Origin of the sequence: Burkholderia sp. MS389, assembly GCF_016899425.1 — a bacterium.
GTDB lineage: Bacteria > Pseudomonadota > Gammaproteobacteria > Burkholderiales > Burkholderiaceae > Burkholderia > Burkholderia sola.
The window spans coordinates 3,013,953-3,037,502 of sequence record NZ_CP045994.1 but is presented as its reverse complement, the minus strand read 5'-3'; the positions used below and the strand labels follow the sequence as shown (position 1 = coordinate 3,037,502).

Here is a 23,550-nt window from a genome sequence, read left to right as displayed (position 1 = left end):
GCTTGCGGGAGGGGGCGCGCGATGAAGTTCGACAGCTTGTGGATCGGTCAGGTCGCGCTCGCGGCGCTGATGGATGCGGCGTTCGCGATGGCGGTCGGCTCGGCGCTGCTCAAGGCGTGGCTCGGCAAGGACGGTGCGCGGCCGGTCATCGCGCCGTCGCACCCCGCCTGGCTGCGCGCGCAACATTCGCTGGTCGCGGCGGCGCTGGCGCTGGTGCTCGCCGATCTCGGCTGGCTCGTCTACGAGGCCGCGACGATGAGCGGCGCGGGGCTCGGCGGCGCGTTCGCCGCGATTCCCGTCATGCTGATGCAAACGCATACGGGCTTCGCGTGGAGCGTCGCGTTCGCTGGCGCGCTGCTGCTCGCGATCGTCGCGCTCGCGAAGCCGGACGGCCCGGTCGCGCATGCAGTGCTGTGGCTCGCGGTGATCGTGGTCGCGGCCGGCAAGGCGTCGCTCGGCCATGCGGCCGACAGCGGCGTGCTGTCCGCGGCGGTCGGCGTGCAGACGCTGCACCTGCTGGCCACCGCCGTATGGGGCGGCCTCGTGCTCGCGGGCGGGCTCGCGGTGTTGCCGGCGCTCGGGACGTCGGTCGCGCGCGGCGCGCTGATCCGCATCGGCCAGCACCTGTCGCGCACGTCGATCGTCGCGGTCGTCTTCGTGCTCGGCACCGGCGTGCTCAACGCGATCCGCGGGCTCGGCGGCTCGCTCGCGCCGCTCGACGGCAGCACGTGGGGGCGCGTGTTGCTGCTGAAGTTGCTGCTCGTCGCGCTCGCGCTCGTGCTCGGCGGGCTCAACCGCTTCTCGGCGCTGCCGCGCCTGCGCCGCACCGCGTCGACCGAGGACGCGTACACGTTCCGCAACATCCTGCATCTCGAAGGGATGACGATGATCGGCGTGTTCGTGGCGGCGGCCGTGCTGTCGTTCAGCGTGCCGGGGTTCGCGGCGCTCGGCTGACGGCCGAACGGCGCAGGGCGCGCGCCGCTGGCGTGGCGCGGATGCAAGAACGGCCGCCTTGTCGGGCGGCCGTGTCGAACGCATTGCGCGGCGCGCGCCGCACCCCGCGTCTTTCTTATTTATCTCACGCGTTCATCACCACTCGGCGACGCTGCCGTCCGCGTGGCGCCACACCGGGTTGCGCCAGCGATGGCCGGTCTTCGCCATCTCGCGCACCTTCTCCTCGTTCACGTCGATGCCGAGCCCCGGCCCTTGCGGGATCGCGACGAAGCCATCGTCGTAGCGGAACACCTCGGGGTTGCGCAGATAGTCGAGCAGGTCGTTGCCCTGGTTGTAGTGGATGCCGAGGCTCTGTTCCTGGATGAACGCGTTGTAGCTGATCGCGTCGAGCTGCAGGCACGCGGCGAGCGCGATCGGCCCGAGCGGGCAATGCAGCGCGAGCGCGACGTCGTAGCTTTCCGCGAGCGTCGCGATCTTGCGGCACTCGGTGATGCCGCCCGCGTGCGATGCGTCCGGCTGGATGATGTCGACGTAGCCGCCCGCGAGGATGTGCTTGAAGTCCCAGCGCGAGTACAGCCGCTCGCCGAGCGCGATCGGCGTGTTGGTCTGGTTGACGATGTCGCGCAGCGCCTCGGCGTTCTCCGACAGCACCGGCTCCTCGATGAACATCAGCTTGTACGGGTCGAGTTCCTTCGCGAGCACCTTCGCCATCGGCTTGTGCACGCGGCCGTGGAAGTCGACGCCGATCCCGACGTGCGGGCCGACCGCGTCGCGCACCGCCGCGACGTTCGCGATCACCTGCTCGACCTTGTCGTAGGTGTCGACGATCTGCAGTTCCTCGGAGCCGTTCATCTTCACGGCCTTGAAGCCGCGCTCGACCACCGCGCGCGCATTGTTCGCGACGTCGCTCGGCCGGTCGCCGCCGATCCATGAATACACCTTGATGCGGTCGCGCACCTGGCCGCCGAGCAGCGCGTGCACGGGCACGCCGTGATGCTTGCCCTTGATGTCCCACAGCGCTTGGTCGACGCCCGCGATCGCGCTCATCATGATCGGGCCGCCGCGGTAGAAGCCCGCGCGGTACATCACCTGCCAGTGATCCTCGATCAACAGCGGGTCGCGGCCGACCAGGTAGTCGGCCAGTTCCTGCACGGCGGCCTCGACCGTGTGCGCGCGGCCTTCGACGACGGGCTCGCCCCAGCCGATGATGCCCTCGTCGGTTTCGATCTTGAGGAACAGCCAGCGGGGCGGGACGACGAACGTTTCGAGGCGGGTGATTTTCATGACGCGTGTCTCCATGATTGACCGGCGCGCCCGCGCGGGCGCGGCGCACGATCCGTGCTTTCACGGTTATCCTAGCGTAGTCGAATAAAAAATAGTATTAATAGCATTAATGTGCAGATAGTGGGCAGCCCGCCCGACGGAGAACGATCATTCAACGCGACCTGCATGGACAGACGGCCTTCCGGCTCGCGACGGCGATCCTGCGCGGCGACTATCCGCCCGAATCGCTGCTGCCGAGGGAACCCGACCTGATGGAGATGTACGGCGTGAGCCGCACGGTGATGCGCGAGGCGCTGCGCACGCTGACGTCGAAGGGGCTGGTCGAATCGCGGCCGAAGGTCGGCACGCGCGTGCGGCCGCGCCGTGCGTGGAACCTGCTCGATGCCGACCTGCTCGACTGGTATGCGCGCGTCGCACCGCCGCTCGCGTTCGCGCTGAAACTGCAGGAAATGCGCGAGATGATCGAGCCGCACGCGGCCGCGCTCGCCGCGCGCACCCATACGCTCGAAGCCTTCGACGCGATCGACGGCGCGGTGCGCGCGATGGCCGCCGCGCGCAACGTCGACGAATGGGTGCGCGCCGACCTGCACTTTCACCTGAGCGTGCTGGAGGCCGGCGGCAACGAGCTGCTGGTGCCGCTCGGCGCGCTGATCGATCGCACGCTCGAGGCGCAACTGCAGCTGAACGCGCGCCGGGCGGACGTGTACAACGCGTCGCTTGCCGAGCACACGGCCGTCAGCGACGCGATCCGCGTGCGCGACGAAGACGGCGCGCGCCGCGCGATGGCGACGCTGCTCGCGGTGACGCGCGCGCGGATCGAGATGTCGTGACGGAGCGGGGCGAGGCGGCCCCCGCGCCGCGCCGTGTCGTCAGGCGTTCGCGCAGCCGCCCGGCTTGTGGATGCGTTCCGTCGACGGCGGGTACTTCGCGAGCAGGCTCGCCGGCCGCCGCGGCCGCGCGACCAGGTCGCCGCCGCAGTTCGGGCAGCGGCCCTTCAGCACGTCGTCGGCGCAGGTCGCGCAGAACGTACATTCAAATGTACAGATGCGCGCTTCCGCCGAATCGGGCGGCAGGTCCTTGTCGCAGCATTCGCAGCCGGGGCGCAGTTCGAGCATGAGGGTCTCCTGGGTCGATGACGGATGGGCGCCGCCCGGACATTGCGTGCGGCGCGTGCGAGCGCTACTGTACGCGTTTGGATCGGCCCGGCCAACGGCGTCCCGCCTGGGCGCCGGCGCTGCGCACGGGCTGCACCGGGAGACGACCATGCTTTATCGCGGAAGCTGTCATTGCGGCGACGTGACGTTCGAGGCGGAAGGCGACCTGCAGGGCGTGATGGCGTGCAACTGCTCGATCTGCCAGCGCAAGGGCGCGCTGATGTGGTTCGTGCCGCGCGACCACATGAAGCTGCTGACGCCCGACGAAAATCTCGCGACCTACCTGTTCAACAAGCACGTGATCCGGCATCGCTTCTGCAAGCGGTGCGGGATTCATGTATTCGGCGAAGGCGTCCATCCGGACGGCACCGCAATGGCCGCGATCAACGTGCGCTGCGTCGAGGGCGTTGATCTCGACGCGCTGCCCGTCACGCACTACGACGGCCGCTCGCGCTGAGCGGCGCGCGGTTGCGGGCGCCTGCGCGGCGCAATCGGATCAGGAGGGTTGCACGGGCGCCGCGTTCGGCGCAGGCGTTTCCGCTTGCGGCGCCGGGCCGGCGGTGCGCGTGCCGGCGTCGGCCGGGCGTTCGATCAGCGGCGCGAGCGCCGGCGCCATCGACTTCAGCAACTGCACGGCCATCGCGCTCGTGAAGTCGTAGCGCGCCGCATACGGCTCGTGCGCGGTCGCCGTCAGCACGCCGAAGAACCGGTCGCCGATCGCGAACACGAAGGTGCCGCTGCGGTTGACCTTGCGCGACTCGATCAGCCGCGCGCCGCGCGCATAGATGTTGAAGCGCTGGTCGCCCGTCCCGGTCTTGCCGTACACGTCGAGCGTCTTGCCGTCCGGCAGCGTGAGCCCGCCCGCGAGGCGGCGCGCGGTGCCGTGGAGCACGACGTCGCGCAGCAGCGTGTGCGCGACGTTGACGATCTCCGGCGCCAGCATCGGCTGCGGCTGCGCGGCCGCGCGCACGAAGCGGGTTTCGTACGGCGTGCCCTTCGCGAAATCGAGCCGTGTGATCGTCTCGGTCGGCGCCTTCTGGCCGCCGTTCGCGATCAGGCCGATCAGTTTCGCGAGCGCGTCGGGCTGGTCGCCCGAGGCGCCGATCGCGGCCGCGTAGGACGGCGTCACCTCCGCGAACGGGTAGCCGAGCGCGCGCCACGACTTCGTGATTTCCGCGTACGCGCGCAGCTCGACCATGCGGCGGATGCGGCGGTCCTGCGTCGCGTGGTAGCGGGTCTTGTACAGCCACGAATACGTGTAGAAACGCGCATCGCGACTGTCGCGCTGCACGTCGGCGAGCGACGCGGCCGGATGTGCGCGCAGGTAGTTGAGCGTCCACAGCGCGAGCGGATGAACGCTCGCGATATAGCCGCGATCGTTGAGGTTGAAGCGGTCGATCGCGTACTTCGCGTAGAGCGCGGCGAGATCGTCGTCGGACAGCGTCGCGGCCGGCGTGCCTTTCAGTTGCGCGCGCATCTGCGCATCGAACCATGCAAGCGATTCGTTCGGCGCGACGCTGCGCAGCACCGTCGCGAGCTTCGGCGGCGACTTGCGTACGTCGCGCAGCATCAGCGCGAGCGCGTCGTCGGGCGCCTTGCCCGCATAGCGCGTGTAGTAGCGCTTCACGTAGACCTGGCTTTCGCCGTCGACGAATTGCTGCAGGTAATGCTGGCGCTGCACGGGATCGTTGAGCCACGACGACGACGGGCCGGCCGCCTGCAGCGTTTCGTAGTGGACGATGTCGCGCATCAGCCGCACGAACACGAGGTTGACCGAGTGCTCGAACGCCGCGTGCAGCGTCAGGATGCGGCTGTTGTCCGACTTTTCGAAGTTCGAGAACACCTGCGCGCCGCCGCCCGTGTAGAACACGTCCGGACTCGCCGAATACTTGCGTTCGACGGACGCATCCAGCATCGCCTGCAGCGAGCGGTCGCGCGTATGCGACAGGTAGTCGAGCGCCCAGCGCGACAGCCCGTCGATCGGATCCGGTTTCACGCGCGCCAGCTCCGCGTTCGACAGGTTCGCATAGCGCGCATGCAGGTCGGCGACGATCTGCAGGTACGTGATCAGCGTGCGCAGCTTCGCGGTCGAGCCGAGGTTGATGCGGCCGCCGCGATTCACGTCGAACGGCTGGTTCACGCTGTCGGTCTGCACGCGCAGCATGTTCGCGCCGTTGCGGTGCTCGTACAGCGTGAAGCTGTACGTGAGGTGCGACGGGTCGTCCTTCGGCGCCAGCATCTCGAAACCGTACAGGCCGGCGGCCTGCGCGCCGTCGCGCGTCGATGCCCGCGCGAGCCGCTCCGCGACCGCCTGCTGCACGCCGTTGTCGAGCGTGCTGGTGGCCTGCAGATCGAGCTGGTCGAGCTGGTACAGGTCGCTGATGCCGAGCGCCGACAGCAGCGACGCGCGCGCGGAGGTCACGGCCTTGCGCGACACGAACGACTGCACGCGCGCGGCGGCCGGCGGCGCGCTGCGTTCGATCTGCGCGGCGAGCGCGGCATCGCGCAGCGCGGGCGAGATCACGCCGCCGTTCGACAGCAGCCGCAGGTAGCTGTCGGTCAGCTTCTGCAGCGCCGGATAGCCGCGGTTGAGGAAGTACGACGGCGCGCGCTGCGCGATCAGCAGCGACAGCGCCTCGCGGAACATCTTGCCTTGCTGGTCGACGTTGTCGCCGGTCGTCGGCGCGGAGAGCACCCGGTTCACGTCGTTGAAGTCGCGGCCGTACCACGCGGCGAGGCCGTCGCCGATGCCGGTGATTTCGCCGACGTGCGGCCGCGCGGCGAGCGGCACGGAGTTCAGGTAGCGCACCACGATCGTGCGGCGCGCGAGCATCGTCTGCGGGCCGTTCAGGTACGCGCGCACCGACGCGGACGCGATCTGCCGCAGCTTCTCGGGCGGCGTCGCGGTGCGGCCCTCGGGCGAATGGCGGAATTTCTCGATCTGCGTCGCGAGCGTGCTGCCGCCCGGGCGCGCCTGATGGCGATTGACCACGTGCAGCGCCTGGTCGGCCAGCGCGCGGCTGAAGCGCCCCCAGTCGATCGCCGGGTTGCGGTTCGGTTCGTTCGCATCGAGCAGGTAGCGATCCTCGATGAACAGCAGCGAATCGGTGATCACGCGCGGCACCGTGTCGAAGTCGGCATAGACGCGCTGCGGGAACACGGTCGCGAACAGCGGCGAGCCGGTCGAATCGAACAGCATCAGGCCCGTCTGGTCTTTCTCTTCGTAAGGGAGAAATAGCCCGCGCTCGCCGAGCGACAGCATCCGCTGCGAATCGCGCGCCTGTTCGCTGACGACGAAGCCGCGCGCGAGCAGCCGCTGCTGGAACGCGGGGATCAGCGCGTAGCCGAAGCGCTGGTCGTACGGGCCGTTCCCGGGGAAGCGGATGTGATCGCTCGGCCCCGTCTCGACCGTATAGCCGACGTCGCGGGTGAGCTCGGACAGGTAGCGCGCCTGCAGCCGGGACGTTTCGATCTCGGTCTGCACCAGCCGCGCGACGATCGCCACCGCGATCAGCAGTGCGGCGAGCAAAGACCACTTGACCCACGTCCAGACCGATGCGGGACCGGTCACGCGCGGGAGGATACGATTCAGCGGCCGATTCATGGCGGCGTCTCCCTGAGGGCGCGGTTGTCCGGCCACACCCCATTAAGGATTAGTGTAGTCCTCCGCGGCGGGCTGCCAAGGCCGGTTGACTACCGAGATGCGCCGGCGCAACAGGCGTGCCCGCGCCGGCCGGGCGACGGGTCGATGGCGGTCGGGGCGCCAGCCGGCGCGGTGCGCCGGCCCTGGGCAGGTCGAGCGGGCGGCGGCGACGCAGCGTGGAAAAATGGTGCGCGATTTCACCGTTCATTCAACTGGTGAAATGCTCGATCAGGTGATCGACGAACAGCCGTGCCTTGCGCGGAAAATGCCGGCGGGTCGGGTACGCGACATTCATCTCGAGGGCTTCGAGCCGATAGCCGGGCAGCAGCGCGAGCAGCCGGCCGTCGTCGAGATCCGGCTTGACGAGGAAATCGGGCAGGACCGCGATGCCCATGCCGGACAGCGCCCAGTTCCGGATCAACCCGACGTTGTTCGACGATGCGGATTTGTTCGGGCGCACGGTGATGCGCGTTTGTTCGTGTTCGAACGACAGGTATTCGCCCGCGAAATCGGCATGGAATGCCAGGCCCGCGTGCGATGCGAGATCGTGCGGATGGGCCGGCGCGCCGTGCCGTTCGACATAGTGCGGCGCCGCGCAGACGATCCGGTTGATGCGCGTGAGCGGGCGCTTCACGAGGGAGTTGTTGCCGATGTGCTGCGACAGCAGCAGCCCGATGTCGAAGCCCTCGGACACGAGGTCGACGTGACGGTCCACGATCGTGACTTCCGGCACGATGGCCGGATGGCGCGTCTTGAACGCGTCGATGGCCGGCGCGAGCACGTGCATGCCGAACATGACCGGCGCGGCGATTTTCAGCGATCCAATCGGTTCGTGATGCATCGAGGCGATCGTTTCCTCGACCCGGTCGATCTCGTCGATCACGTGACGTATCTGCGCCAGATAGAGGTGGCCCGCGTCGGTCAGCGACAGGCTGCGGGTGGTGCGATTCAGCAGGCGTGCGCCGAGCCGATCCTCGATGCTCATCACGAGGCGGGTGGCCGACGAATTGGAGATGTTCAGTTCCGTGGCCGCGCGCGCGAAACTGCGAAGTTCGGCGACCTTGACGAATAGTCGCATCGGTAGGCGTTCGTCCATTTTTTATCGATAAATAGAAAACGATGACTTGATTCTATCTATCGGTTTGCTGGATTTTAACGGGCGTTTTTCGCGAATTATTATTATGGAATCGCGTATTTATCTGGTGTGCGAACGGTATGAGAATGGTGGATTCCAAGGCATTAAAGTCGTTGAATTGGCGATTTGATTGAGATTGCAATTAAACCTTTTTGACGGATTTGTATTTAGTAATTGTACGAAAATATAGGCTACTTTTTCGTTAAAGAATCGGACGTTATCGATGCGATGTGATGCCGAACCGTATACGTCCCTGTTGCGTTGGCAGCTTCGCGCGTTCGTGCCGGCGCACGGCCTCGGCGGAACGGCGGATCGGGTAGTCGCAGGTAATCGGGTTTGGCGCATCGCGGCGCGTGAGCGCGCGTGACCGCCGGATGGCCGTGCGCGGCGAACACGTGTTGCAGCGGGCGGCCCACGCCGAGGACCCGTGTCGCGGCCGCGGCCAGCGGTGATATGCTCGCGGGACGCCCGCGACCGACGGGCGGTTTCACGATGCCCGTGCGCGGTTGCGTCGCGCGGCGTTTCCGAGGGAAGAACCGACATCATGAGCCGCAAATTCATTCTGAAGGGCGACACGACCGATCACGGCGGCGTCGTGCTCGAAGGGATCGCCAATTCGTCGTTCGACGGGCGCGAACTCTCCTATCTCGGCGCAGCTGTGTTCTGCGCGGCGTGCAAGTCGCCGGGCGTGATCGTATCGGACGGCGGCGAGCGCACGATGACCGTGATGGGCAAGGTCGTCGCGCTCGAACACGACCTGTGCCAGTGTCTGTGCACGCCGCAGCCGAAACTGATCCCGTCGCAGGCGACCGGGACGATCTCGGGCTGAGCCCCGCCGCGCGCAGGCGGTCGTCGTCCGCGCTGCGTCGAGACACCGATGCCCGCTGTCAGACGCTGCCTGTGGTCTCGATCACGAGGATGCGCGCGGCGCCGAGCGGATGCGCGACGTGCTCGGTGCCGACCGTCGCATGGAAGACGTCGCCCGTCTCGAGCACCGTCGCATGCTCGACGCCTGCGTCGCGGTAGCGCATCTCGACGCGGCCATCGAGCACCGCGAACACCTCCTCGCCGTCGTTCACGTGCCAGCGATACGGCTGGTCGGTCCAGTGCAGCCGGACCGTGATGCCGTTCAGGTTCGCGATGTCGAGCGCGCCCCACGCGCGGTCCGCCGTGAATGCGGCACTCCGGATGATCTTCATCAATGTGTTCTCCGGCACGCGTGTGTGCCGCTTTCCCGTGATTTTTCCGACATCCGCGTTCAGCGCGACGCTGCGCGCAGCGCCTGCTCGACGATCTGCTTGCGCTTCTCGAAGCCGGCGGCCGTCCGTTCGGTGACGCGCGTCACGACCGCAGCCGGCGCGGTGTCGGGCGAGCCGGCGTCGAACGGCGGCGCGGGCGCATATTCGAGCTGCAGCTGAATCGCCTGCGCTTCTTCGTCGCCGACCAGCTCCGCGGCGATCGTCAGCGCGAAGTCGATGCCGGCCGTCACGCCGCCGCCCGTGACCAGGTTGCCGTCGCGCACGACGCGCTCGCGCACCGGTATCGCGCCCAACGGTTCGAGCAGCGAGTGGAACCGCCAGTGCGTCGTCGCGCGCCGTCCGCGCAGCAGGCCGGCCACGCCGAGCAGCAGCGCGCCCGTGCAGACCGACGTCACGTAGCGCGCGGTGGCCGCGCGCCGTTGCACGAACGCGATCGTTTCGGTATCGAGCAGCAGGTCGTTAATGCCGATCCCGCCCGGGATGCAGATCACGTCGAGCGGCGGGCAGTCGTCGAACGTGCAGGTGGGCGCGAGCGCGAGGCCGCTGCTCGACGCGACCGCGTCGCGCGACTTCCACACCAGATGGACGGCCGCGTCGGGCAGCGACGCGAGCACGTCGTGCGGGCCGGTGAGGTCGAGTTGCTGGACGCCCGGAAAGACGAGAAGGCCGATATGCAGGCTCATGCGAGGACTCCGTCGGGAAGGGAACGCGCGCCGTTCGGCACGGGATGGACAGATCGATTCTAGGCGCGTAGTGTTTGGCGAAATTGCCATATCGCCCACGTTTTCAGCCAATCGCCATGCCCGCCGCCGCTCCGCGTTCGATCCTCGTCCTCGCGTTTCCCCGTGCGCAACTGCTCGATGTGACGGGGCCGCTGCAGGTGTTCGCATCCGTCAACGAGCTCGCGCTGGAGCGCGGGCAGCCGGCGCCGTATGCGCCGCGCGTCGTGGCCGTCGAAGCCGGGCCCGTCGAGACGTCGTCGGGCCTCGTCGTGATGGCCGAGTCGCTGCGCGCGGCCGCGCGCCGTCCCGACACGCTGATCGTCGCCGGCGGGAAGGGCGTGCATGCGGCGTCGAAGGATGCGCGGGTGGTGAGTTGGGTGCGGCAGCAGGCCGGGCGCGCGCGGCGCGTGGCGTCGGTCTGCACCGGCGCGTTCCTGCTCGCCGAGGCCGGCCTGCTCGACGGGCGGCGCGCGGTCACGCACTGGGCGCGCTGCGACGAATTCGCGGCGCGCTACCCGAACGTGCGTGTCGAACCGGACCCGATCTTCATCCGCGAAGGCGCGTTGTGGACGTCGGCCGGCGTGACGGCCGGCATCGATCTGGCGCTCGCGCTGGTCGAAGAAGATCTCGGTCGGGCGACCGCGCTCGACGTCGCGCGCGAACTCGTCGTGTTCCTGAAGCGTCCGGGCGGACAGGCGCAGTTCAGCACGATGCTGTCGATGCAGCGCACTGCCGACCGGTTCGGCGAGCTGCACGCGTGGATGGCCGAGCACTTGACGGCCGACCTGTCGGTGCCCGCGCTCGCCGAGCGCGTGAGCATGAGCGAGCGCAGCTTCGTGCGCCACTATCGTGCGGAGACCGGCCGCACGCCCGCGCGCGCGGTCGAGCAGATCCGGGTCGAGGCCGCGCAACGCCTGCTCGGCGAAACGGCGTGGCCCGTCAAGCGGATCGCCGGGCGTTGCGGCTTCGGTACCGAGGAGACGCTGCGACGCAGTTTCGTGCGCGTGCTCGGCGTGTCGCCGCAGGGATATCGCGAGCGGTTCGTGCGGTAACGGACGACGGATGAGCGGGGCCGGAGCAGGCGCTGCGCGGAACTGAACGGAAACCGGTCGGTTTCGAGTCCGAAGCACCGAAACTATTCAGGATTGGACAACAATAGGCGGGGGCTTGTGCCGCGCCCGCCGCGGGCTCTATTCTGTTCCGTTGGTGATTCGAAGGGGAAGCGGCATGGACCGAATCCAGGCAATGGAAGTTTTTACCCGCGTGGTCGACGCGAACAGCTTCACGCGGGCGGCCGACACGCTCGCGATGCCGCGCGCGTCGGTGACGACCATCATCCAGAATCTCGAGGCGCTGCTCGGCGTGCGCCTGATGCACCGGACGACGCGCCGGCTGTCGCTGACGCCGGAGGGCGCCGCGTACTACGAGCATTGCATGAAGATCATCGCGGAGATCGCCGAGGCCGACGCGAGTTTCCAGGCCGGCAACCGCAAGCCGAGCGGCATGCTGCGCGTCCACATGCCGAGTTCGCTCGGGCGGCGCATCGTGCTGCCGTCGCTGTCGATTTTCCGGCAGCGCTATCCGGACATCACGCTCGAGCTGGGGCTGTCCGACCGCTACGTCGATCCGGTCGAGGAGGGCATCGACTGCATGATCCGGGTCGGGCCGCTCGAGGATTCGTCGATGGTCGCGCGGCGCATCGGGATGCTCAAGCGCGTGACGTGCGCGTCGCCTGATTACCTGGCCCGTCACGGCGAACCGAACGAGATTGCCGATCTCGTCGAACATCATGCGGTGAATTTCCGCTCGAGCCACGGCGCGCGGGCGATTCCGTGGGTGTTCATGATCGACGGCAAGCCGTTCGAGGTGCGGATGAACGGCAGCGTCACGGTCAACGATTCGGATGCCTACGTGACGTGCGGGCTCGAAGGCTTCGGGATGATCCAGCCGACGCTGTTCATGGTGCTGTCGCACCTGCTCGACGGTTCGCTGGTCGAAGTGCTGCCGGACAGCAATCCGAAGCCGAAGCCGATTTCCATCGTGTATCCGCACAACCGGCATTTGTCGCAGAAGGTGCGCGTGTTTGCGGACTGGATCGCGGAGGTGTTCGAGTCGACGCCGGCGCTGGAGGGTGGGGAGAACTGGCGGGGGAAGGTGGGGGCGGAGGCACGGGATGCGAAGCGCGGAGCGGTGGTGGCGTAGTCGCGGCGCAGCACGCGGGCTGAAGGACGGGCAACGTGCGGCACCGTGTGCGCTGAAGCAATGAAAAAAGCCGCTGTTTCTTTCGAAACAGCGGCTTTTCGCATTTGGTGGCGAATCAGGGATTCGAACCCCGGACCTGCGGATTATGATTCCGTCGCTCTAACCGACTGAGCTAATTCGCCGAAGACCCAAATTATGTCGATCGGCCGGCCGGCTGTCAATACCTTTTTCCATCTTCCCCGAAAAAAGTTGCCGGCGGCCCGTGCCGGCCTCCATCGCGGGCGGGAGCCGGCCAGCGGAAGCAGTGCCTCCGCCGGCCTTTCCCCGCTGCGCAGCCAACATCAATCCTGCGCGTAGATGTCCGAGTCCTTCGTCTCCTTGACGAACAGCAGGCCGATCACGAACGTGGCCAGCGCGATCACGATCGGATACCAGAGCCCCGAGTAGATGTTGCCCTTCGCCGCGACGATCGCGAACGCGGTCGCCGGCAGGAAGCCGCCGAACCAGCCGTTGCCGATGTGATAGGGCAGCGACATCGATGTGTAGCGAATCCGCGTCGGGAACATCTCGACCAGCATCGCCGCGATCGGGCCGTAGACCATCGTCACGAAGATCACGAGGATCGTCAGGATCACGATCGTCATCGGCCAGTTGAGTTGCGCCGGGTCCGCCTTGGCCGGGTAGCCGGCCCCCTTCAGCGTCGACGCGAGCGTCTTGTCGAATGCCGCGCCCTGCACCTTCGCGTCGGCCGCCTTGCCGTCGTAGGTCTGGATCACCGTGTCGCCGACCTTGATCTGGGCCGGCGTACCGGCCGGCGCCGCGACGTTCTCGTAGTTCAGGCCGGCCTTCGCGAGCGCGCTCTTCGCGATGTCGCACGAACTCGTGAACTTCGACGTGCCGACCGGGTTGAACTGGAACGAGCAGGCGGCCGGATCGGCGATGACCGTGATCGGCGCCTTCTGCGTCGCGAGTTCGAGCTGCGGGTTCGCGTAGTGCGTGAGCGCCTTGAACAGCGGGAAATAGGTCAGCGCCGCGATCAGGCAGCCCGCGAGGATGATCGGCTTGCGGCCGATCTTGTCCGACAGCGAACCGAAGAACAGGAAAAACGGCGTGCCGATCAGGAGCGCGATCGCGATCAGGATGTTCGCGCTCGCGCCGTCGACCTTCAGCGTCTGCGTGAGGAAGAACAGCGCGTAGAACTGACCCGTGTACCACACCACGGCCTGGCCGGCCGTCAGGCCGATCAGCGCGAGGATCACGATCTTCAGGTTCTTCCACTGGCCGAACGCTTCGGTCAGCGGCGCCTTCGACGTCTTGCCTTCCGCCTTGATGCGCAGGAACACCGGCGATTCGTTCAGTTGCAGCCGGATCCACACCGACACCGCGAGCAGCAGGATCGACGCGACGAACGGCACGCGCCAGCCCCAGCTGCCGAACGCTTCCTCGCCGATGAACGTGCGTACGCCGAGGATCACGAGCAACGACAGGAACAGGCCGAGCGTTGCCGTCGTCTGGATCCACGCGGTGTAGAAGCCGCGCCGGTTGGCCGGCGCATGCTCGGCGACGTAGGTCGCCGCGCCGCCGTACTCGCCGCCGAGCGCGAGGCCCTGCAGCAGCCGCATCGCGATGAAGATCACGGGGGCGGCGATGCCGATCGACGCGTAGCCGGGCAGGAAGCCGACCACGAAGGTCGAGACGCCCATGATCACGATCGTCACGAGGAACGTGTGCTTGCGGCCGACGAGGTCGCCGAGCCGGCCGAACACGATCGCGCCGAACGGCCGCACCGCGAAGCCGGCCGCGAAGCCGAGCAGCGTGAAGATGAACGCGGCGGTCGGATTGACGCCGGAGAAGAAGCTCTTGCTGATGTAGGCCGCGAGCGAGCCGGCCAGGTAAAAGTCGTACCACTCGAACACGGTGCCGAGCGACGACGCGAAGATCACCTTCTTCTCTTCGCCCGTCATCGGCGAGTGCGAAATTTGCCCGCCTAACGTTGCCATGAATCGTCTCCAAGTCCCTTGATATAGATATGCGGCCGCCGTGGGAGGGGCGGGCCTGTCGACGATTATTGGCACGGAAACTTACGGCCCACTGACTCGCGCGTACAAAACCACTGCGCGTTAACCCGCGTCGAATCGGCCGCTTCGCGCGCCGATCGTAGCGCGAACGGTTGGTAAATCGCCGGTTTCGACGTTTTTGCGCCGCGCCGCGGCGGCGCGCGTCAGGGTTAATCCGGGGCGGGGGCGGCCAGCGGCAGGCTGATGCGCACGAGCGTGCCGGCGAGGCGCGGGGCGTGCTGATAGACGTGATCGTCGAGCGTCAGCGTGCCGCCGTGCTGCGTGGCGATCTCGCGCACGATCGCGAGCCCGAGGCCGCTGCCGTCGCCTTCGCGGCCGAGGATCCGGTAGAAGCGCTCGACGACGCGATCGCGCTCGCCGGCCGGGATGCCGGGGCCCGTATCCTCGACTTCGAGATGCACGCGCCGCGCCGCGGGCTCGGCGTGCACGCGCACCGTGATGCGGCCGCCTTCGGGCGTATAGCGGATCGCGTTGTCGACCAGGTTGCCGAGCATCTCGCGCAGCATCACCGGATTGCCGTCGACGTCGAGCGGCGCGTCGTCGTCCGGGCCTTCGTACCCGAGGTCCATCCGTTTCGCGAGCGCGGCCTGCACCCAGTCGCGCACCGTGCGTCGTGCGAGCGCGCCGATCTCGACCGGCTCGAAGGTCAGCCCGCTCGCGCGGTTTTCGGCACGCGCGAGCGCCAGCAGTTGCGTGACGAGCCGCGCGGCCTGCTCGGAGCTCGTCGCGATCTGCTCGAGCGAACGCTGCACGTCGGGCGGCACCGGGTGGCGCAGCGCGAATTCGGCCTGCGTGCGCAGGCCCGCGAGCGGCGTCTTCATCTGGTGCGCGGCGTCGGCGATGAAACGTTTCTGCAGCGCCATGTTCTGTTCGAGCCGCGCGAGCAGGTCGTTGAACGACGTGACGAGCGGTTCGATCTCGGGCGGCGCGCGCTGCGCCTCGACGGGCGACAGGTCGTCGGGTCGTCGCGCGCGGATGTGCGCCTGCAGCGCGTTGAGCGGCGCGAGCCCGCGCGACAGCCCGAACCAGACGAGCAGGATCGCGAGCGGCAGGATCACGAATTGCGGCAGGATCACGCCCTTGATGATGTCGTTCGCGAGCGCGTTGCGCTTGTCGAGCGTTTCGCCGACCTGCACGAGCACGGGCTGCGCGCCGCTCGCCTGCGGCAGCGCGACGGTCGTATATGCGACGCGCACGTCGTTGCCGCGCAGCAGGTCGTCGCGGAACACGACGACGCCCGGCGGCGGGCGGTCCTCGTCGCGCGGCAGCGGCATGTCGGCCTCGCCCGCGACCAGCTCGCCGCGCGTGCCGAGCACCTGGAAGTAGACGCTGTCGATGTTGTCCGCGCGCAGGAAGTCGCGCGTCTGCTCCGGCAGCGTCAGTTCGGCGACGCCGTTGACCGGATGGATCTGCCGGGCGAGCACGTACGCGTTGGTCTCGAGCGCGCGGTCGAACGGGCCGTTCGCGATCGTCTTCGCGACGAGATAGGTGACGGCGATGCTCATCGGCCACAGCAGCAGCAGCGGCGCGAGCATCCAGTCGAGGATTTCGCCGAACAGCGAGCGCGGGCGCGGCGTTTCGGGCGATTCGGTTTCGTCGGGCGGCGCGAACGGGTTCTCGTAGCGGGCGTCGCGCGCGTCGTCGGCAGCCGACGACGGCGCGCCGGTCGGGTGGCGGGAAGGGGAATGGGCCGGCGTGGCCATCGCGGCGCCGCCCGGCGTCAGCGCAGCGGCGTGCCGGCGGCCGCGGGCTGGGGCGCCGCCGTGTCGGCCGGCGTCGCGGGCGCGACCTTCTCGAGGCAATAGCCGAGGCCGCGCACGGTCGAGATCCGCACGCCGCTCGGTTCGATCTTCTTGCGCAGCCGGTGCACGTAGACTTCGATCGCGTTGTTGCTGACTTCCTCGCCCCATTCGCACAGGTGATCGACGAGTTGTTCCTTCGACACGAGGCGGCCGATCCGCTGCAGCAGCACCTCGAGCAGGCCGAGTTCGCGCGCGGAGAGATCGAGCACGTGATCGTTCGCATACGCGATGCGGCCGACCTGGTCGAATGCGAGCGAGCCGTGGCGCACGACCGTCGGGCCGCCGCCGGCGCCGCGCCGGGTCAGCGCGCGCACGCGCGCCTCGAGCTCGTTGAGTGCGAACGGCTTGGCCATGTAGTCGTCGGCGCCGAGGTCGAGCCCCTTCACGCGTTCGTCGACGCTGTCGGCGGCGGTCAGGATCAGCACGGGGAGATTGGAATTGCGCGCGCGCAGGCGCTTGAGCACGTCGAGCCCGGACATTTTCGGGAGCCCGAGATCGAGGATCAGCAGGTCGAAAGTCTGCATCGACAGCGCGGTGTCGGCGTCGACGCCGCTCTTCACGTGATCGACGGCATAGCCCGATTGGCGGAGTGACCGGGTGAGTCCGTCCGCGAGTATGCTGTCGTCTTCGGCGATGAGAATTCGCATGTTGCTGACCGATGCCGGCAGGGCGTTCGCGCCGGCGTGGCTGTCTCCGAAGTTATTCGTGTACAACGCAACCCGCATTGCGGGCTTGCATAAACCACTGTTTTTTTATACAGTGTCTGCATTCGTGGGCAGCGCTTGATGCGGGCGCGCCTCCAACAGACGCTGCTCATCATAGCAAAGGACGATTCATGGAAGATAGCAAGAAGGGCTCCGGGATGACCGCCGAGAAGAGCAAGGCGCTGGCGGCCGCGCTCGCGCAAATCGAGAAGCAGTTCGGCAAGGGCTCGATCATGCGCATGGGCGACGGCGAGGCGGCCGAGAATATCCAGGTCGTCTCCACGGGGTCGCTGGGTCTCGACATCGCGCTGGGCGTCGGCGGCCTGCCGCGCGGCCGGGTGGTCGAGATCTACGGTCCGGAATCGTCCGGTAAAACCACGCTCACGCTGCAGGTCATCGCCGAACTGCAGAAGATCGGCGGCACGGCAGCCTTCATCGATGCCGAGCACGCGCTCGACGTCCAGTACGCGTCGAAGCTCGGCGTGAACGTGCCGGAGCTGCTGATCTCGCAGCCGGACACCGGCGAGCAGGCGCTCGAAATCACCGATGCGCTGGTGCGCTCGGGCTCGATCGACATGATCGTCATCGACTCGGTCGCGGCGCTCGTGCCGAAGGCCGAAATCGAAGGCGAGATGGGCGATTCGCTGCCGGGCCTGCAGGCCCGCCTGATGTCGCAGGCACTGCGCAAGCTGACCGGCACGATCAAGCGCACGAACTGCCTCGTGATCTTCATCAACCAGATCCGGATGAAGATCGGCGTGATGTTCGGCAACCCGGAAACCACGACGGGCGGCAACGCACTGAAGTTCTATTCGTCGGTGCGTCTCGACATCCGCCGGATCGGCTCGATCAAGAAGAACGACGAGGTGATCGGCAACGAAACCCGCGTGAAGGTCGTCAAGAACAAGGTATCGCCGCCGTTCCGCGAAGCGATCTTCGACATCCTGTACGGCGAAGGCATTTCCCGCCAGGGCGAGATCATCGATCTCGGCGTGCAGGCGAAGATCGTCGACAAGGCCGGCGCCTGGTATAGCTACAACGGCGAGAAGATCGGCCAGGGCAAGGACAACGCGCGTGAATTCCTGCGCGAAAATCCGGAAATCGCGCGCGAGATCGAAAACCGCATCCGCGAATCGCTCGGTGTCGTCAGCATGCCCGATGGCGTAGCCAACGAAGCCGAGGCGCTGGACGAAGAAGAGTGATGGTTGCGCGCCGAGGTCGGGCTGGCGAGCCGGAGGAGCACGACACGCCCGAAATGGCGGGTCGCTCCGGCCGGCGAGCCGCACCCTCGGGCGCCAGCCGGCGGGACGCAGGCGGCAACGCTGCGAACCGCACCGCGACGAGGGCATCCGACGATGTCCTCGTTTCGTTTGAGATTGCCGCACCGGACGATCCGTTCGACGACGACGAATCGTTCGACGCACACGATCGCCCCCGCCGTCGGGTGTCCGGTGTCCGCTTCCCGGGCGATCGAGCCCCGGGCGCTCGTGCCCCGGGCGATCGCGCAGCCGATGCGCCCGCGACGGAAGATGTCTATACGCGCAGCAGCCAGCATCCGCGCCGCACACGCCGTGCATCCGGCGCGTCTTTCGGCGCATCTTCCGGCGGCGCTGCTTCAAGCGACGCCCCGGGCGCTCGCGAACGCGAGTCGTCGAAGCCGCCGCGGTCGTTGAAGGGGCGCGCGCTCGGCTATCTGTCGAGGCGCGAATACAGCCGCGCGGAACTCGCGCGCAAGCTCGCCCCTTACGTCGGCGAGGACGAATCCGTCGACCCGGTGCTCGATGCGCTGGAAAAGGAAGGCTGGCTGTCCGACGCGCGCTTCGCCGAGAGCCTCGTGCATCGTCGCGCGTCGCGCGTCGGCGTCGCGCGCATCGTCAGCGAACTGAAGCGCCATGCGGTCGGCGACAGTCTCGTCGAAGAGGTGAATGCCCAATTGCGCGAGACCGAGTGGACGCGCGCGCAGGCCGTTTGGCGCAAGAAATTCGGTGCACTGCCGCAAACGCCTGCCGAGCGCGCGAAGCAGGCGCGCTTCCTGGCCGCGCGGGGCTTCTCGAGCGCGACCATCGTGAAGTTGCTGAAGGTCGGCGACGATTTCCCGATCGATGACTGAGCCGCCCGGTCGCGCGCGTGGCGCGCGATTTTGCTGCATCGCAACCGCTTCCGGACAGGCGGGAATACCCGCCGTCGGGGCCGAATGCCTCAAATACCCAATATGCTAAAATCCACGGGTTTTCCTCTTCGGCCTCAACCTCCAGCATGCCGCTATCCGAGCCCGTGCCCCGTCAGTTGCGACATCGACGCGCAATCCGAGCGGAAGCCTACGAGCGCGGCGACGGCTTGTGGGACATCGAAGCCTGCCTGACCGACCACAAGCCGCGCGATGTCGCGCTTGCGTCGGGCATCCGGCCTCAGGGCCTGCCGATCCACGAACTCTGGCTGCGCGTGACCATCGATCGTGACCTCAATGTCGTCGACGCCGAAGCGTCTTCGGAATGGGTGCCCTATCCCGGTCACTGTCAATCCGCTTCCCCCGCCTATCGGGCCCTCATCGGGCTCAACCTCTTCCGCAATTTCCGCCGCAACGCGAACCGGCTGCTCGCCGGCGTCGCAGGCTGTTCCCATCTCACCGAACTGTGCGCCGTGCTGCCGACGGCCGCGATCCAGGCGTTCGCCGGTGATGTATGGAACGTGCGCGAGGAGGGTGGCGAAGGGCCGGACCATGACGGCGTGCACGCCGAACCGCCTTTCCAGCTCGGCCGCTGCCGCGCGCTGCGATTCGATGGCGAGGTCGTGCGGCAGTACTACCCGCGCTGGTATGGCCCGATTCGGCCGGATCTGCCCGGTGAAGGCAGCACGAAGGAATGAACGGAAATCATTCGAAGAAGCGTCTTAAGCGACATTTCATCCAACTCTCAGACTGAAGGGAATCACGCATGAAGATTCACGAGTACCAGGGTAAGGAAATCCTGCGGAAATTCGGCGTCGCGGTACCGCGCGGCAAGCCGGCGTTCTCGGTGGACGAGGCCGTCAAGGTGGCGGAAGAGCTCGGCGGCCCGGTTTGGGTCGTGAAGGCTCAGATTCACGCGGGTGGCCGTGGCAAGGGCGGCGGCGTGAAGGTGGCGAAGTCGATCGAACAGGTGCGCGAATACGCGAACCAGATCCTCGGCATGCAGCTCGTCACGCACCAGACCGGTCCGGAAGGCCAGAAGGTCAACCGCCTGATGATCGAAGAAGGCGCCGACATCAAGCAGGAACTGTATGTCAGCCTCGTCGTCGACCGCATCTCGCAGAAGATCGTGCTGATGGGTTCGAGCGAAGGCGGCATGGACATCGAAGAAGTCGCCGAAAAGCACCCGGAACTGATCCACAAGGTCATCGTCGAGCCGTCGACGGGCCTGCTGGACGCGCAGGCAGACGACCTCGCCGCGAAGATCGGCGTGCCGGCCGCATCGATTCCGCAAGCGCGCGCGGTCCTGCAAGGCCTGTACAAGGCATTCTGGGAAACCGACGCTTCGCTGGCTGAAATCAACCCGCTGAACGTCTCCGGCGACGGCAAGGTCACCGCACTCGACGCGAAGTTCAACTTCGACTCGAACGCGCTGTTCCGTCACCCGGAAATCGTTGCGTACCGCGATCTGGACGAAGAAGATCCGGCTGAAATCGAAGCGTCGAAGTTCGATCTCGCGTACATCTCGCTCGACGGCAACATCGGCTGCCTCGTGAACGGCGCAGGCCTCGCGATGGCGACGATGGACACCATCAAGCTGTTCGGCGGCGAACCGGCGAACTTCCTGGACGTCGGCGGCGGTGCGACGACCGAGAAGGTCACGGAAGCGTTCAAGCTGATGCTGAAGAACCCCGACCTGAAGGCGATCCTCGTGAACATCTTCGGCGGCATCATGCGCTGCGACGTGATCGCGGAAGGCGTGATCGCCGGTTCGAAGGCCGTGAACCTGAACGTGCCGCTCGTCGTGCGCATGAAGGGCACGAACGAGGACCTCGGCAAGAAGATGCTGGCCGATTCGGGCCTGCCGATCATCTCGGCCGACAGCATGGAAGAGGCTGCGCAGAAGGTCGTCGCGGCTGCCGCAGGCAAGTAACGCTATCGAATACGCATGGCGGCGCGGCTTGCACGCGACGCCCATCGAACAGAGGTCAAAATACATGTCGATTCTGATCAACAAGGACACGAAGGTCATCACGCAGGGCATTACCGGCAAAACCGGTCAGTTCCATACGCGCGCCTGCCGTGAATACGCAAACGGCCGCGAAGCATTCGTCGCGGGCGTGAACCCGAAGAAGGCCGGCGAAGATTTCGAAGGCATTCCGATCTACGCGAGCGTCAAGGAAGCGAAGGCGGAAACCGGCGCGACCGTGTCGGTCATCTACGTGCCGCCGGCAGGCGCAGCCGCTGCGATCTGGGAAGCGGTCGAAGCCGATCTGGATCTCGCGATCTGCATCACGGAAGGCATTCCCGTGCGCGACATGATCGAAGTGAAGGACCGCATGCGTCGCGAAGGCCGCAAGACGCTGCTGCTCGGGCCGAACTGCCCGGGCACGATCACGCCGGACGAACTGAAGATCGGCATCATGCCGGGTCACATCCACCGCAAGGGCCGCATCGGCGTCGTGTCGCGTTCGGGCACGCTGACGTATGAAGCGGTTGCGCAGCTGACGGCACTGGGCCTCGGCCAGTCGTCGGCAGTCGGTATCGGCGGCGACCCGATCAACGGTCTGAAGCACATCGACGTGATGAAGATGTTCAACGACGATCCGGATACGGATGCGGTCGTGATGATCGGCGAAATTGGCGGTCCGGACGAAGCCAACGCCGCCGAGTGGATCAAGGACAACATGAAGAAGCCGGTCGTCGGCTTCATCGCGGGCGTCACGGCGCCTCCGGGCAAGCGCATGGGCCACGCCGGCGCGCTGATCTCGGGCGGTGCGGATACGGCCGAAGCGAAGCTGGAAATCATGGAAGCGTGCGGCATCACCGTCACGCGCAACCCGTCGGAAATGGGCCGTCTGCTGAAGAAGGCGCTGTAAGTATTTCCATCGGGCTCGTCCTGCAGAAAACGCCGGCTTTGCCGGCGTTTTTTGTTATGCTCCCGCAATGAATTCGTAAGCACCGGGCATGCGTGCTGCATGTGCCGACGATGAACCGGGTCGCCCGCGAGGCGGCCGCTGCCCTTTCCTCACCGCCATGCTCGAATTCCTGACCTCGCTGCACTGGGGCGCCATTCTCCAGATCGTCATCATCGATATCCTGCTCGGCGGCGACAACGCGGTCGTGATCGCGCTTGCATGCCGCAACCTGCCGGCGAACCAGCGGCTGCGCGGGGTCGTCTGGGGCACCGCTGGGGCGATCCTGCTGCGCGTCGCGCTGATCACGTTCGCGGTCGCGCTGCTCGACGTGCCGTTCCTGAAGCTCGGCGGCGGGCTGCTGCTGCTGTGGATCGGCATCAAGCTGATGGCGCCGGCCGCCGACGCGCACGACAACATCAAGCCGGCCGACCGGCTGTGGGATGCCGTGAAGACGATCGTGATCGCCGATGCGGTCATGAGCCTCGACAACGTGATCGCGATCGCCGGCGCGGCCGAGCAAGCCGATCCGTCGCACCGGATCGCGCTCGTGATCTTCGGGCTCGTCGTCAGCGTGCCGATCATCGTGTGGGGCAGCACGCTGGTGCTGAAGCTGCTCGACCGTTTCCCGGTCGTCGTGGCGCTCGGCGCCGGGCTGCTCGGCTGGATCGCGGGCGGGCTGATCGTGAACGACCCGGTCGGCGACCGCTGGCCGGTGCTCGATACGCCGGAAGTGGTTTACGGCGCGAGCATCGTCGGGGCCCTGTTCGTCGTCGCGATCGGTTACGCGCTCAGGAAACGCCGCGACGTGCCGCAGCACTGACTGGCCATCCGGCCGACTGCCGGCTTCGCGGCCCGCTGGCTACGATCGAGACGCCTGCCTTTGTCGGCAGGCGTTTTTCGTTTCCGGAGCCTGCCATGTTCGAAGCCTTTTCCGTTTCCCTGTTCCGTCGCGTTGCCGCCGATCTGCGGCGCGCGAACCGGTCGTCGCCGCGCTGGCGGCTGGCCGGGTTCACGCTGATCGAACTGATGATCGTGCTGGCGATCGTCGGCGTCGTCGCGGCCTATGCGATTCCCGCGTACCAGGATTACCTCGCACGGTCGCGCGTCGGCGAGGGGCTTGCGCTCGCGTCGTCGGCGCGGCTCGCGGTCGCCGACAATGCCGCGAGCGGCGCGAGCCTCGACGGCGGCTACAGCCCGCCGGCCGCGACCCGCAACGTCGAATCGGTTGCGATCGATGGCGCCACCGGCCAGATCACGGTTGCGTTCACCACCCGTGTCGCCGCGGCCGGCACGAATACGCTGGTGCTCGTGCCGTCCGCGCCCGACAAGGCCGATGCGCCCACCGCGCGCGTGCCGCTCAAAAAGGGGGCGATACAGGCGGGCGCGATTGCGTGGGAATGCTTCGCCGCCGGCAAGGACGCGTCGTCGCTGCCGGCGCCCGGCGCCGGGCCGTTGCCCGGTAACGCCGCGACGCTGCCCGCGAAATATGCGCCCGCGGAGTGCCGTGCATAAGGCTGGCGCAGAAGGA

At 67.2% G+C, this 23,550-nt stretch carries 23 protein-coding genes and 1 tRNA gene; 14 read left to right on the top strand and 10 right to left on the bottom strand.

What is annotated here, in order from left to right; all coding sequences use genetic code 11:
• The first annotated feature begins 21 nt into the window (after nucleotides 1–21).
• On the top strand, nucleotides 22–954 hold the full coding sequence (locus GJG85_RS14135; protein WP_050014599.1) for a CopD family protein: 933 nt from the start codon (nucleotides 22–24) through the stop codon (nucleotides 952–954).
• A gap of 135 nt (nucleotides 955–1,089) precedes the next feature.
• Here GJG85_RS14135 and dgoD read toward each other — a convergent pair whose 3' ends face one another.
• Nucleotides 1,090–2,238 carry a galactonate dehydratase gene (gene dgoD / locus GJG85_RS14130; RefSeq protein ID WP_050014598.1) on the bottom strand — a complete coding sequence of 383 codons (1,149 nt, stop codon included), beginning with the start codon at nucleotides 2,236–2,238 and terminating at the stop codon, nucleotides 1,090–1,092.
• 146 nt (nucleotides 2,239–2,384) lie between these two features.
• Here dgoD and GJG85_RS14125 point away from each other — a divergent pair, with 146 nt between their 5' ends.
• Complete coding sequence (locus GJG85_RS14125) at nucleotides 2,385–3,068, top strand: FadR/GntR family transcriptional regulator (RefSeq protein WP_050014597.1); 684 nt, start codon at nucleotides 2,385–2,387, stop codon at nucleotides 3,066–3,068.
• Between the two features lie 39 nt (nucleotides 3,069–3,107).
• On the opposite strand, the gene GJG85_RS14120 is transcribed toward GJG85_RS14125, so the two are convergent.
• The gene (locus tag GJG85_RS14120; RefSeq protein WP_006483256.1) at nucleotides 3,108–3,353 is read right to left on the bottom strand and encodes a DUF1272 domain-containing protein; all 246 of its coding nucleotides are present in this window, start codon (nucleotides 3,351–3,353) and stop codon (nucleotides 3,108–3,110) included.
• A gap of 148 nt (nucleotides 3,354–3,501) precedes the next feature.
• On the opposite strand from GJG85_RS14120, the gene GJG85_RS14115 reads away from it, so the two are divergent.
• Nucleotides 3,502–3,849, top strand: coding sequence for a GFA family protein (locus GJG85_RS14115; RefSeq protein ID WP_050014595.1), 348 nt, complete (start codon nucleotides 3,502–3,504; stop codon nucleotides 3,847–3,849).
• A gap of 39 nt (nucleotides 3,850–3,888) precedes the next feature.
• Here GJG85_RS14115 and GJG85_RS14110 read toward each other — a convergent pair whose 3' ends face one another.
• Nucleotides 3,889–6,996, bottom strand: a complete 3,108-nt coding sequence (locus GJG85_RS14110) for a transglycosylase domain-containing protein (protein ID WP_204383390.1) — start codon at nucleotides 6,994–6,996, stop codon at nucleotides 3,889–3,891.
• Nucleotides 6,997–7,243: 247 nt separating this feature from the next.
• Nucleotides 7,244–8,131 carry a LysR family transcriptional regulator gene (locus GJG85_RS14105; protein WP_204383388.1) on the bottom strand — a complete coding sequence of 296 codons (888 nt, stop codon included), beginning with the start codon at nucleotides 8,129–8,131 and terminating at the stop codon, nucleotides 7,244–7,246.
• A gap of 583 nt (nucleotides 8,132–8,714) precedes the next feature.
• Here GJG85_RS14105 and GJG85_RS14100 point away from each other — a divergent pair.
• Nucleotides 8,715–8,999, top strand: a complete 285-nt coding sequence (locus GJG85_RS14100; RefSeq protein ID WP_050014589.1) for a PAAR domain-containing protein — start codon at nucleotides 8,715–8,717, stop codon at nucleotides 8,997–8,999.
• Between the two features lie 58 nt (nucleotides 9,000–9,057).
• Here the strand turns inward: GJG85_RS14100 and GJG85_RS14095 are convergent, their stop codons facing one another.
• Together GJG85_RS14095 and GJG85_RS14090 are read right to left on the bottom strand one after the other, a co-directional pair.
• A complete protein-coding gene (locus tag GJG85_RS14095; RefSeq protein ID WP_050014587.1) occupies nucleotides 9,058–9,369 on the bottom strand; it encodes a cupin domain-containing protein in 312 nt (103 codons plus the stop codon).
• A gap of 59 nt (nucleotides 9,370–9,428) precedes the next feature.
• Nucleotides 9,429–10,112, bottom strand: coding sequence for a DJ-1/PfpI family protein (locus GJG85_RS14090; RefSeq protein WP_050014585.1), 684 nt, complete (start codon nucleotides 10,110–10,112; stop codon nucleotides 9,429–9,431).
• Between the two features lie 116 nt (nucleotides 10,113–10,228).
• Between GJG85_RS14090 and GJG85_RS14085 the strand changes: the two genes are divergently transcribed.
• Nucleotides 10,229–11,203 (top strand): GlxA family transcriptional regulator, encoded by a 975-nt coding sequence (locus GJG85_RS14085; protein ID WP_050014583.1) that lies wholly within the window; start codon nucleotides 10,229–10,231, stop codon nucleotides 11,201–11,203.
• Between the two features lie 175 nt (nucleotides 11,204–11,378).
• Nucleotides 11,379–12,353 carry a LysR family transcriptional regulator gene (locus GJG85_RS14080; RefSeq protein ID WP_089488789.1) on the top strand — a complete coding sequence of 325 codons (975 nt, stop codon included), beginning with the start codon at nucleotides 11,379–11,381 and terminating at the stop codon, nucleotides 12,351–12,353.
• A 105-nt stretch (nucleotides 12,354–12,458) separates the two neighbouring features.
• Here GJG85_RS14080 and GJG85_RS14075 read toward each other — a convergent pair.
• The 4 genes from GJG85_RS14075 to GJG85_RS14060 all read right to left on the bottom strand — a co-directional run bounded on the left by GJG85_RS14075 (nucleotide 12,459) and on the right by GJG85_RS14060 (nucleotide 16,880).
• Nucleotides 12,459–12,535 (bottom strand) — tRNA-Met (locus tag GJG85_RS14075).
• Nucleotides 12,536–12,694: 159 nt separating this feature from the next.
• Nucleotides 12,695–14,353, bottom strand: a complete 1,659-nt coding sequence (locus GJG85_RS14070) for an MFS transporter (RefSeq protein WP_050014581.1) — start codon at nucleotides 14,351–14,353, stop codon at nucleotides 12,695–12,697.
• Nucleotides 14,354–14,580: 227 nt separating this feature from the next.
• On the bottom strand, nucleotides 14,581–16,134 hold the full coding sequence (locus tag GJG85_RS14065) for a sensor histidine kinase (protein ID WP_050014580.1): 1,554 nt from the start codon (nucleotides 16,132–16,134) through the stop codon (nucleotides 14,581–14,583).
• Between the two features lie 17 nt (nucleotides 16,135–16,151).
• Nucleotides 16,152–16,880, bottom strand: a complete 729-nt coding sequence (locus GJG85_RS14060; RefSeq protein WP_006497347.1) for a response regulator transcription factor — start codon at nucleotides 16,878–16,880, stop codon at nucleotides 16,152–16,154.
• Between GJG85_RS14060 and GJG85_RS14055 the strand changes: the two genes are divergently transcribed.
• The 8 genes from GJG85_RS14055 (at nucleotide 16,879) to GJG85_RS14020 (ending at nucleotide 23,534) form a co-directional block, all read left to right on the top strand.
• Nucleotides 16,879–17,019, top strand: coding sequence for a hypothetical protein (locus tag GJG85_RS14055; RefSeq protein ID WP_204383387.1), 141 nt, complete (start codon nucleotides 16,879–16,881; stop codon nucleotides 17,017–17,019). The genes GJG85_RS14060 and GJG85_RS14055 overlap by 2 nt on opposite strands.
• A gap of 49 nt (nucleotides 17,020–17,068) precedes the next feature.
• Nucleotides 17,069–18,139: a recombinase RecA gene (recA, locus tag GJG85_RS14050; RefSeq protein ID WP_011546125.1), complete on the top strand. Its 1,071-nt coding sequence runs from the start codon at nucleotides 17,069–17,071 to the stop codon at nucleotides 18,137–18,139.
• Nucleotides 18,139–19,047 carry a recombination regulator RecX gene (recX, locus tag GJG85_RS14045; protein WP_204383386.1) on the top strand — a complete coding sequence of 303 codons (909 nt, stop codon included), beginning with the start codon at nucleotides 18,139–18,141 and terminating at the stop codon, nucleotides 19,045–19,047. Before recA ends, recX begins: the two co-directional genes overlap by 1 nt.
• A 146-nt stretch (nucleotides 19,048–19,193) precedes the next feature.
• The gene (locus tag GJG85_RS14040; RefSeq protein ID WP_050014576.1) at nucleotides 19,194–19,802 is read left to right on the top strand and encodes a DUF2889 domain-containing protein; all 609 of its coding nucleotides are present in this window, start codon (nucleotides 19,194–19,196) and stop codon (nucleotides 19,800–19,802) included.
• A gap of 68 nt (nucleotides 19,803–19,870) precedes the next feature.
• On the top strand, nucleotides 19,871–21,037 hold the full coding sequence (gene sucC, locus GJG85_RS14035; RefSeq protein ID WP_204383385.1) for an ADP-forming succinate--CoA ligase subunit beta: 1,167 nt from the start codon (nucleotides 19,871–19,873) through the stop codon (nucleotides 21,035–21,037).
• Nucleotides 21,038–21,101: 64 nt separating this feature from the next.
• On the top strand, nucleotides 21,102–21,983 hold the full coding sequence (gene sucD, locus GJG85_RS14030) for a succinate--CoA ligase subunit alpha (protein ID WP_006477916.1): 882 nt from the start codon (nucleotides 21,102–21,104) through the stop codon (nucleotides 21,981–21,983).
• 157 nt (nucleotides 21,984–22,140) lie between these two features.
• Complete coding sequence (locus GJG85_RS14025) at nucleotides 22,141–22,842, top strand: TerC family protein (RefSeq protein ID WP_050014572.1); 702 nt, start codon at nucleotides 22,141–22,143, stop codon at nucleotides 22,840–22,842.
• A 95-nt stretch (nucleotides 22,843–22,937) separates the two neighbouring features.
• Entirely contained in the window at nucleotides 22,938–23,534 is a 597-nt protein-coding gene (locus GJG85_RS14020; RefSeq protein ID WP_050014570.1) for a pilin, read from the top strand.
• Nucleotides 23,535–23,550 lie beyond the last annotated feature (16 nt).

Coding starts and splice junctions, on each gene's coding strand:
- sucC (WP_204383385.1), top strand. CDS start 19,871: ATGAAGATTCACGAGTACCAGGGTAAGGAAATCCTGCGGAAATTCGGC.
- sucD (WP_006477916.1), top strand. CDS start 21,102: ATGTCGATTCTGATCAACAAGGACACGAAGGTCATCACGCAGGGCATT.
- GJG85_RS14070 (WP_050014581.1), bottom strand. CDS start 14,353: ATGGCAACGTTAGGCGGGCAAATTTCGCACTCGCCGATGACGGGCGAA.
- GJG85_RS14025 (WP_050014572.1), top strand. CDS start 22,141: ATGCTCGAATTCCTGACCTCGCTGCACTGGGGCGCCATTCTCCAGATC.
- recA (WP_011546125.1), top strand. CDS start 17,069: ATGGAAGATAGCAAGAAGGGCTCCGGGATGACCGCCGAGAAGAGCAAG.
- GJG85_RS14110 (WP_204383390.1), bottom strand. CDS start 6,996: ATGAATCGGCCGCTGAATCGTATCCTCCCGCGCGTGACCGGTCCCGCA.
- GJG85_RS14020 (WP_050014570.1), top strand. CDS start 22,938: ATGTTCGAAGCCTTTTCCGTTTCCCTGTTCCGTCGCGTTGCCGCCGAT.
- GJG85_RS14105 (WP_204383388.1), bottom strand. CDS start 8,131: ATGGACGAACGCCTACCGATGCGACTATTCGTCAAGGTCGCCGAACTT.
- GJG85_RS14120 (WP_006483256.1), bottom strand. CDS start 3,353: ATGCTCGAACTGCGCCCCGGCTGCGAATGCTGCGACAAGGACCTGCCG.
- GJG85_RS14065 (WP_050014580.1), bottom strand. CDS start 16,134: ATGGCCACGCCGGCCCATTCCCCTTCCCGCCACCCGACCGGCGCGCCG.
- GJG85_RS14055 (WP_204383387.1), top strand. CDS start 16,879: ATGTTGCTGACCGATGCCGGCAGGGCGTTCGCGCCGGCGTGGCTGTCT.
- recX (WP_204383386.1), top strand. CDS start 18,139: ATGGTTGCGCGCCGAGGTCGGGCTGGCGAGCCGGAGGAGCACGACACG.
- GJG85_RS14100 (WP_050014589.1), top strand. CDS start 8,715: ATGAGCCGCAAATTCATTCTGAAGGGCGACACGACCGATCACGGCGGC.
- dgoD (WP_050014598.1), bottom strand. CDS start 2,238: ATGAAAATCACCCGCCTCGAAACGTTCGTCGTCCCGCCCCGCTGGCTG.
- GJG85_RS14060 (WP_006497347.1), bottom strand. CDS start 16,880: ATGCGAATTCTCATCGCCGAAGACGACAGCATACTCGCGGACGGACTC.
- GJG85_RS14085 (WP_050014583.1), top strand. CDS start 10,229: ATGCCCGCCGCCGCTCCGCGTTCGATCCTCGTCCTCGCGTTTCCCCGT.
- GJG85_RS14090 (WP_050014585.1), bottom strand. CDS start 10,112: ATGAGCCTGCATATCGGCCTTCTCGTCTTTCCGGGCGTCCAGCAACTC.
- GJG85_RS14080 (WP_089488789.1), top strand. CDS start 11,379: ATGGACCGAATCCAGGCAATGGAAGTTTTTACCCGCGTGGTCGACGCG.
- GJG85_RS14115 (WP_050014595.1), top strand. CDS start 3,502: ATGCTTTATCGCGGAAGCTGTCATTGCGGCGACGTGACGTTCGAGGCG.
- GJG85_RS14135 (WP_050014599.1), top strand. CDS start 22: ATGAAGTTCGACAGCTTGTGGATCGGTCAGGTCGCGCTCGCGGCGCTG.
- GJG85_RS14040 (WP_050014576.1), top strand. CDS start 19,194: ATGCCGCTATCCGAGCCCGTGCCCCGTCAGTTGCGACATCGACGCGCA.
- GJG85_RS14095 (WP_050014587.1), bottom strand. CDS start 9,369: ATGAAGATCATCCGGAGTGCCGCATTCACGGCGGACCGCGCGTGGGGC.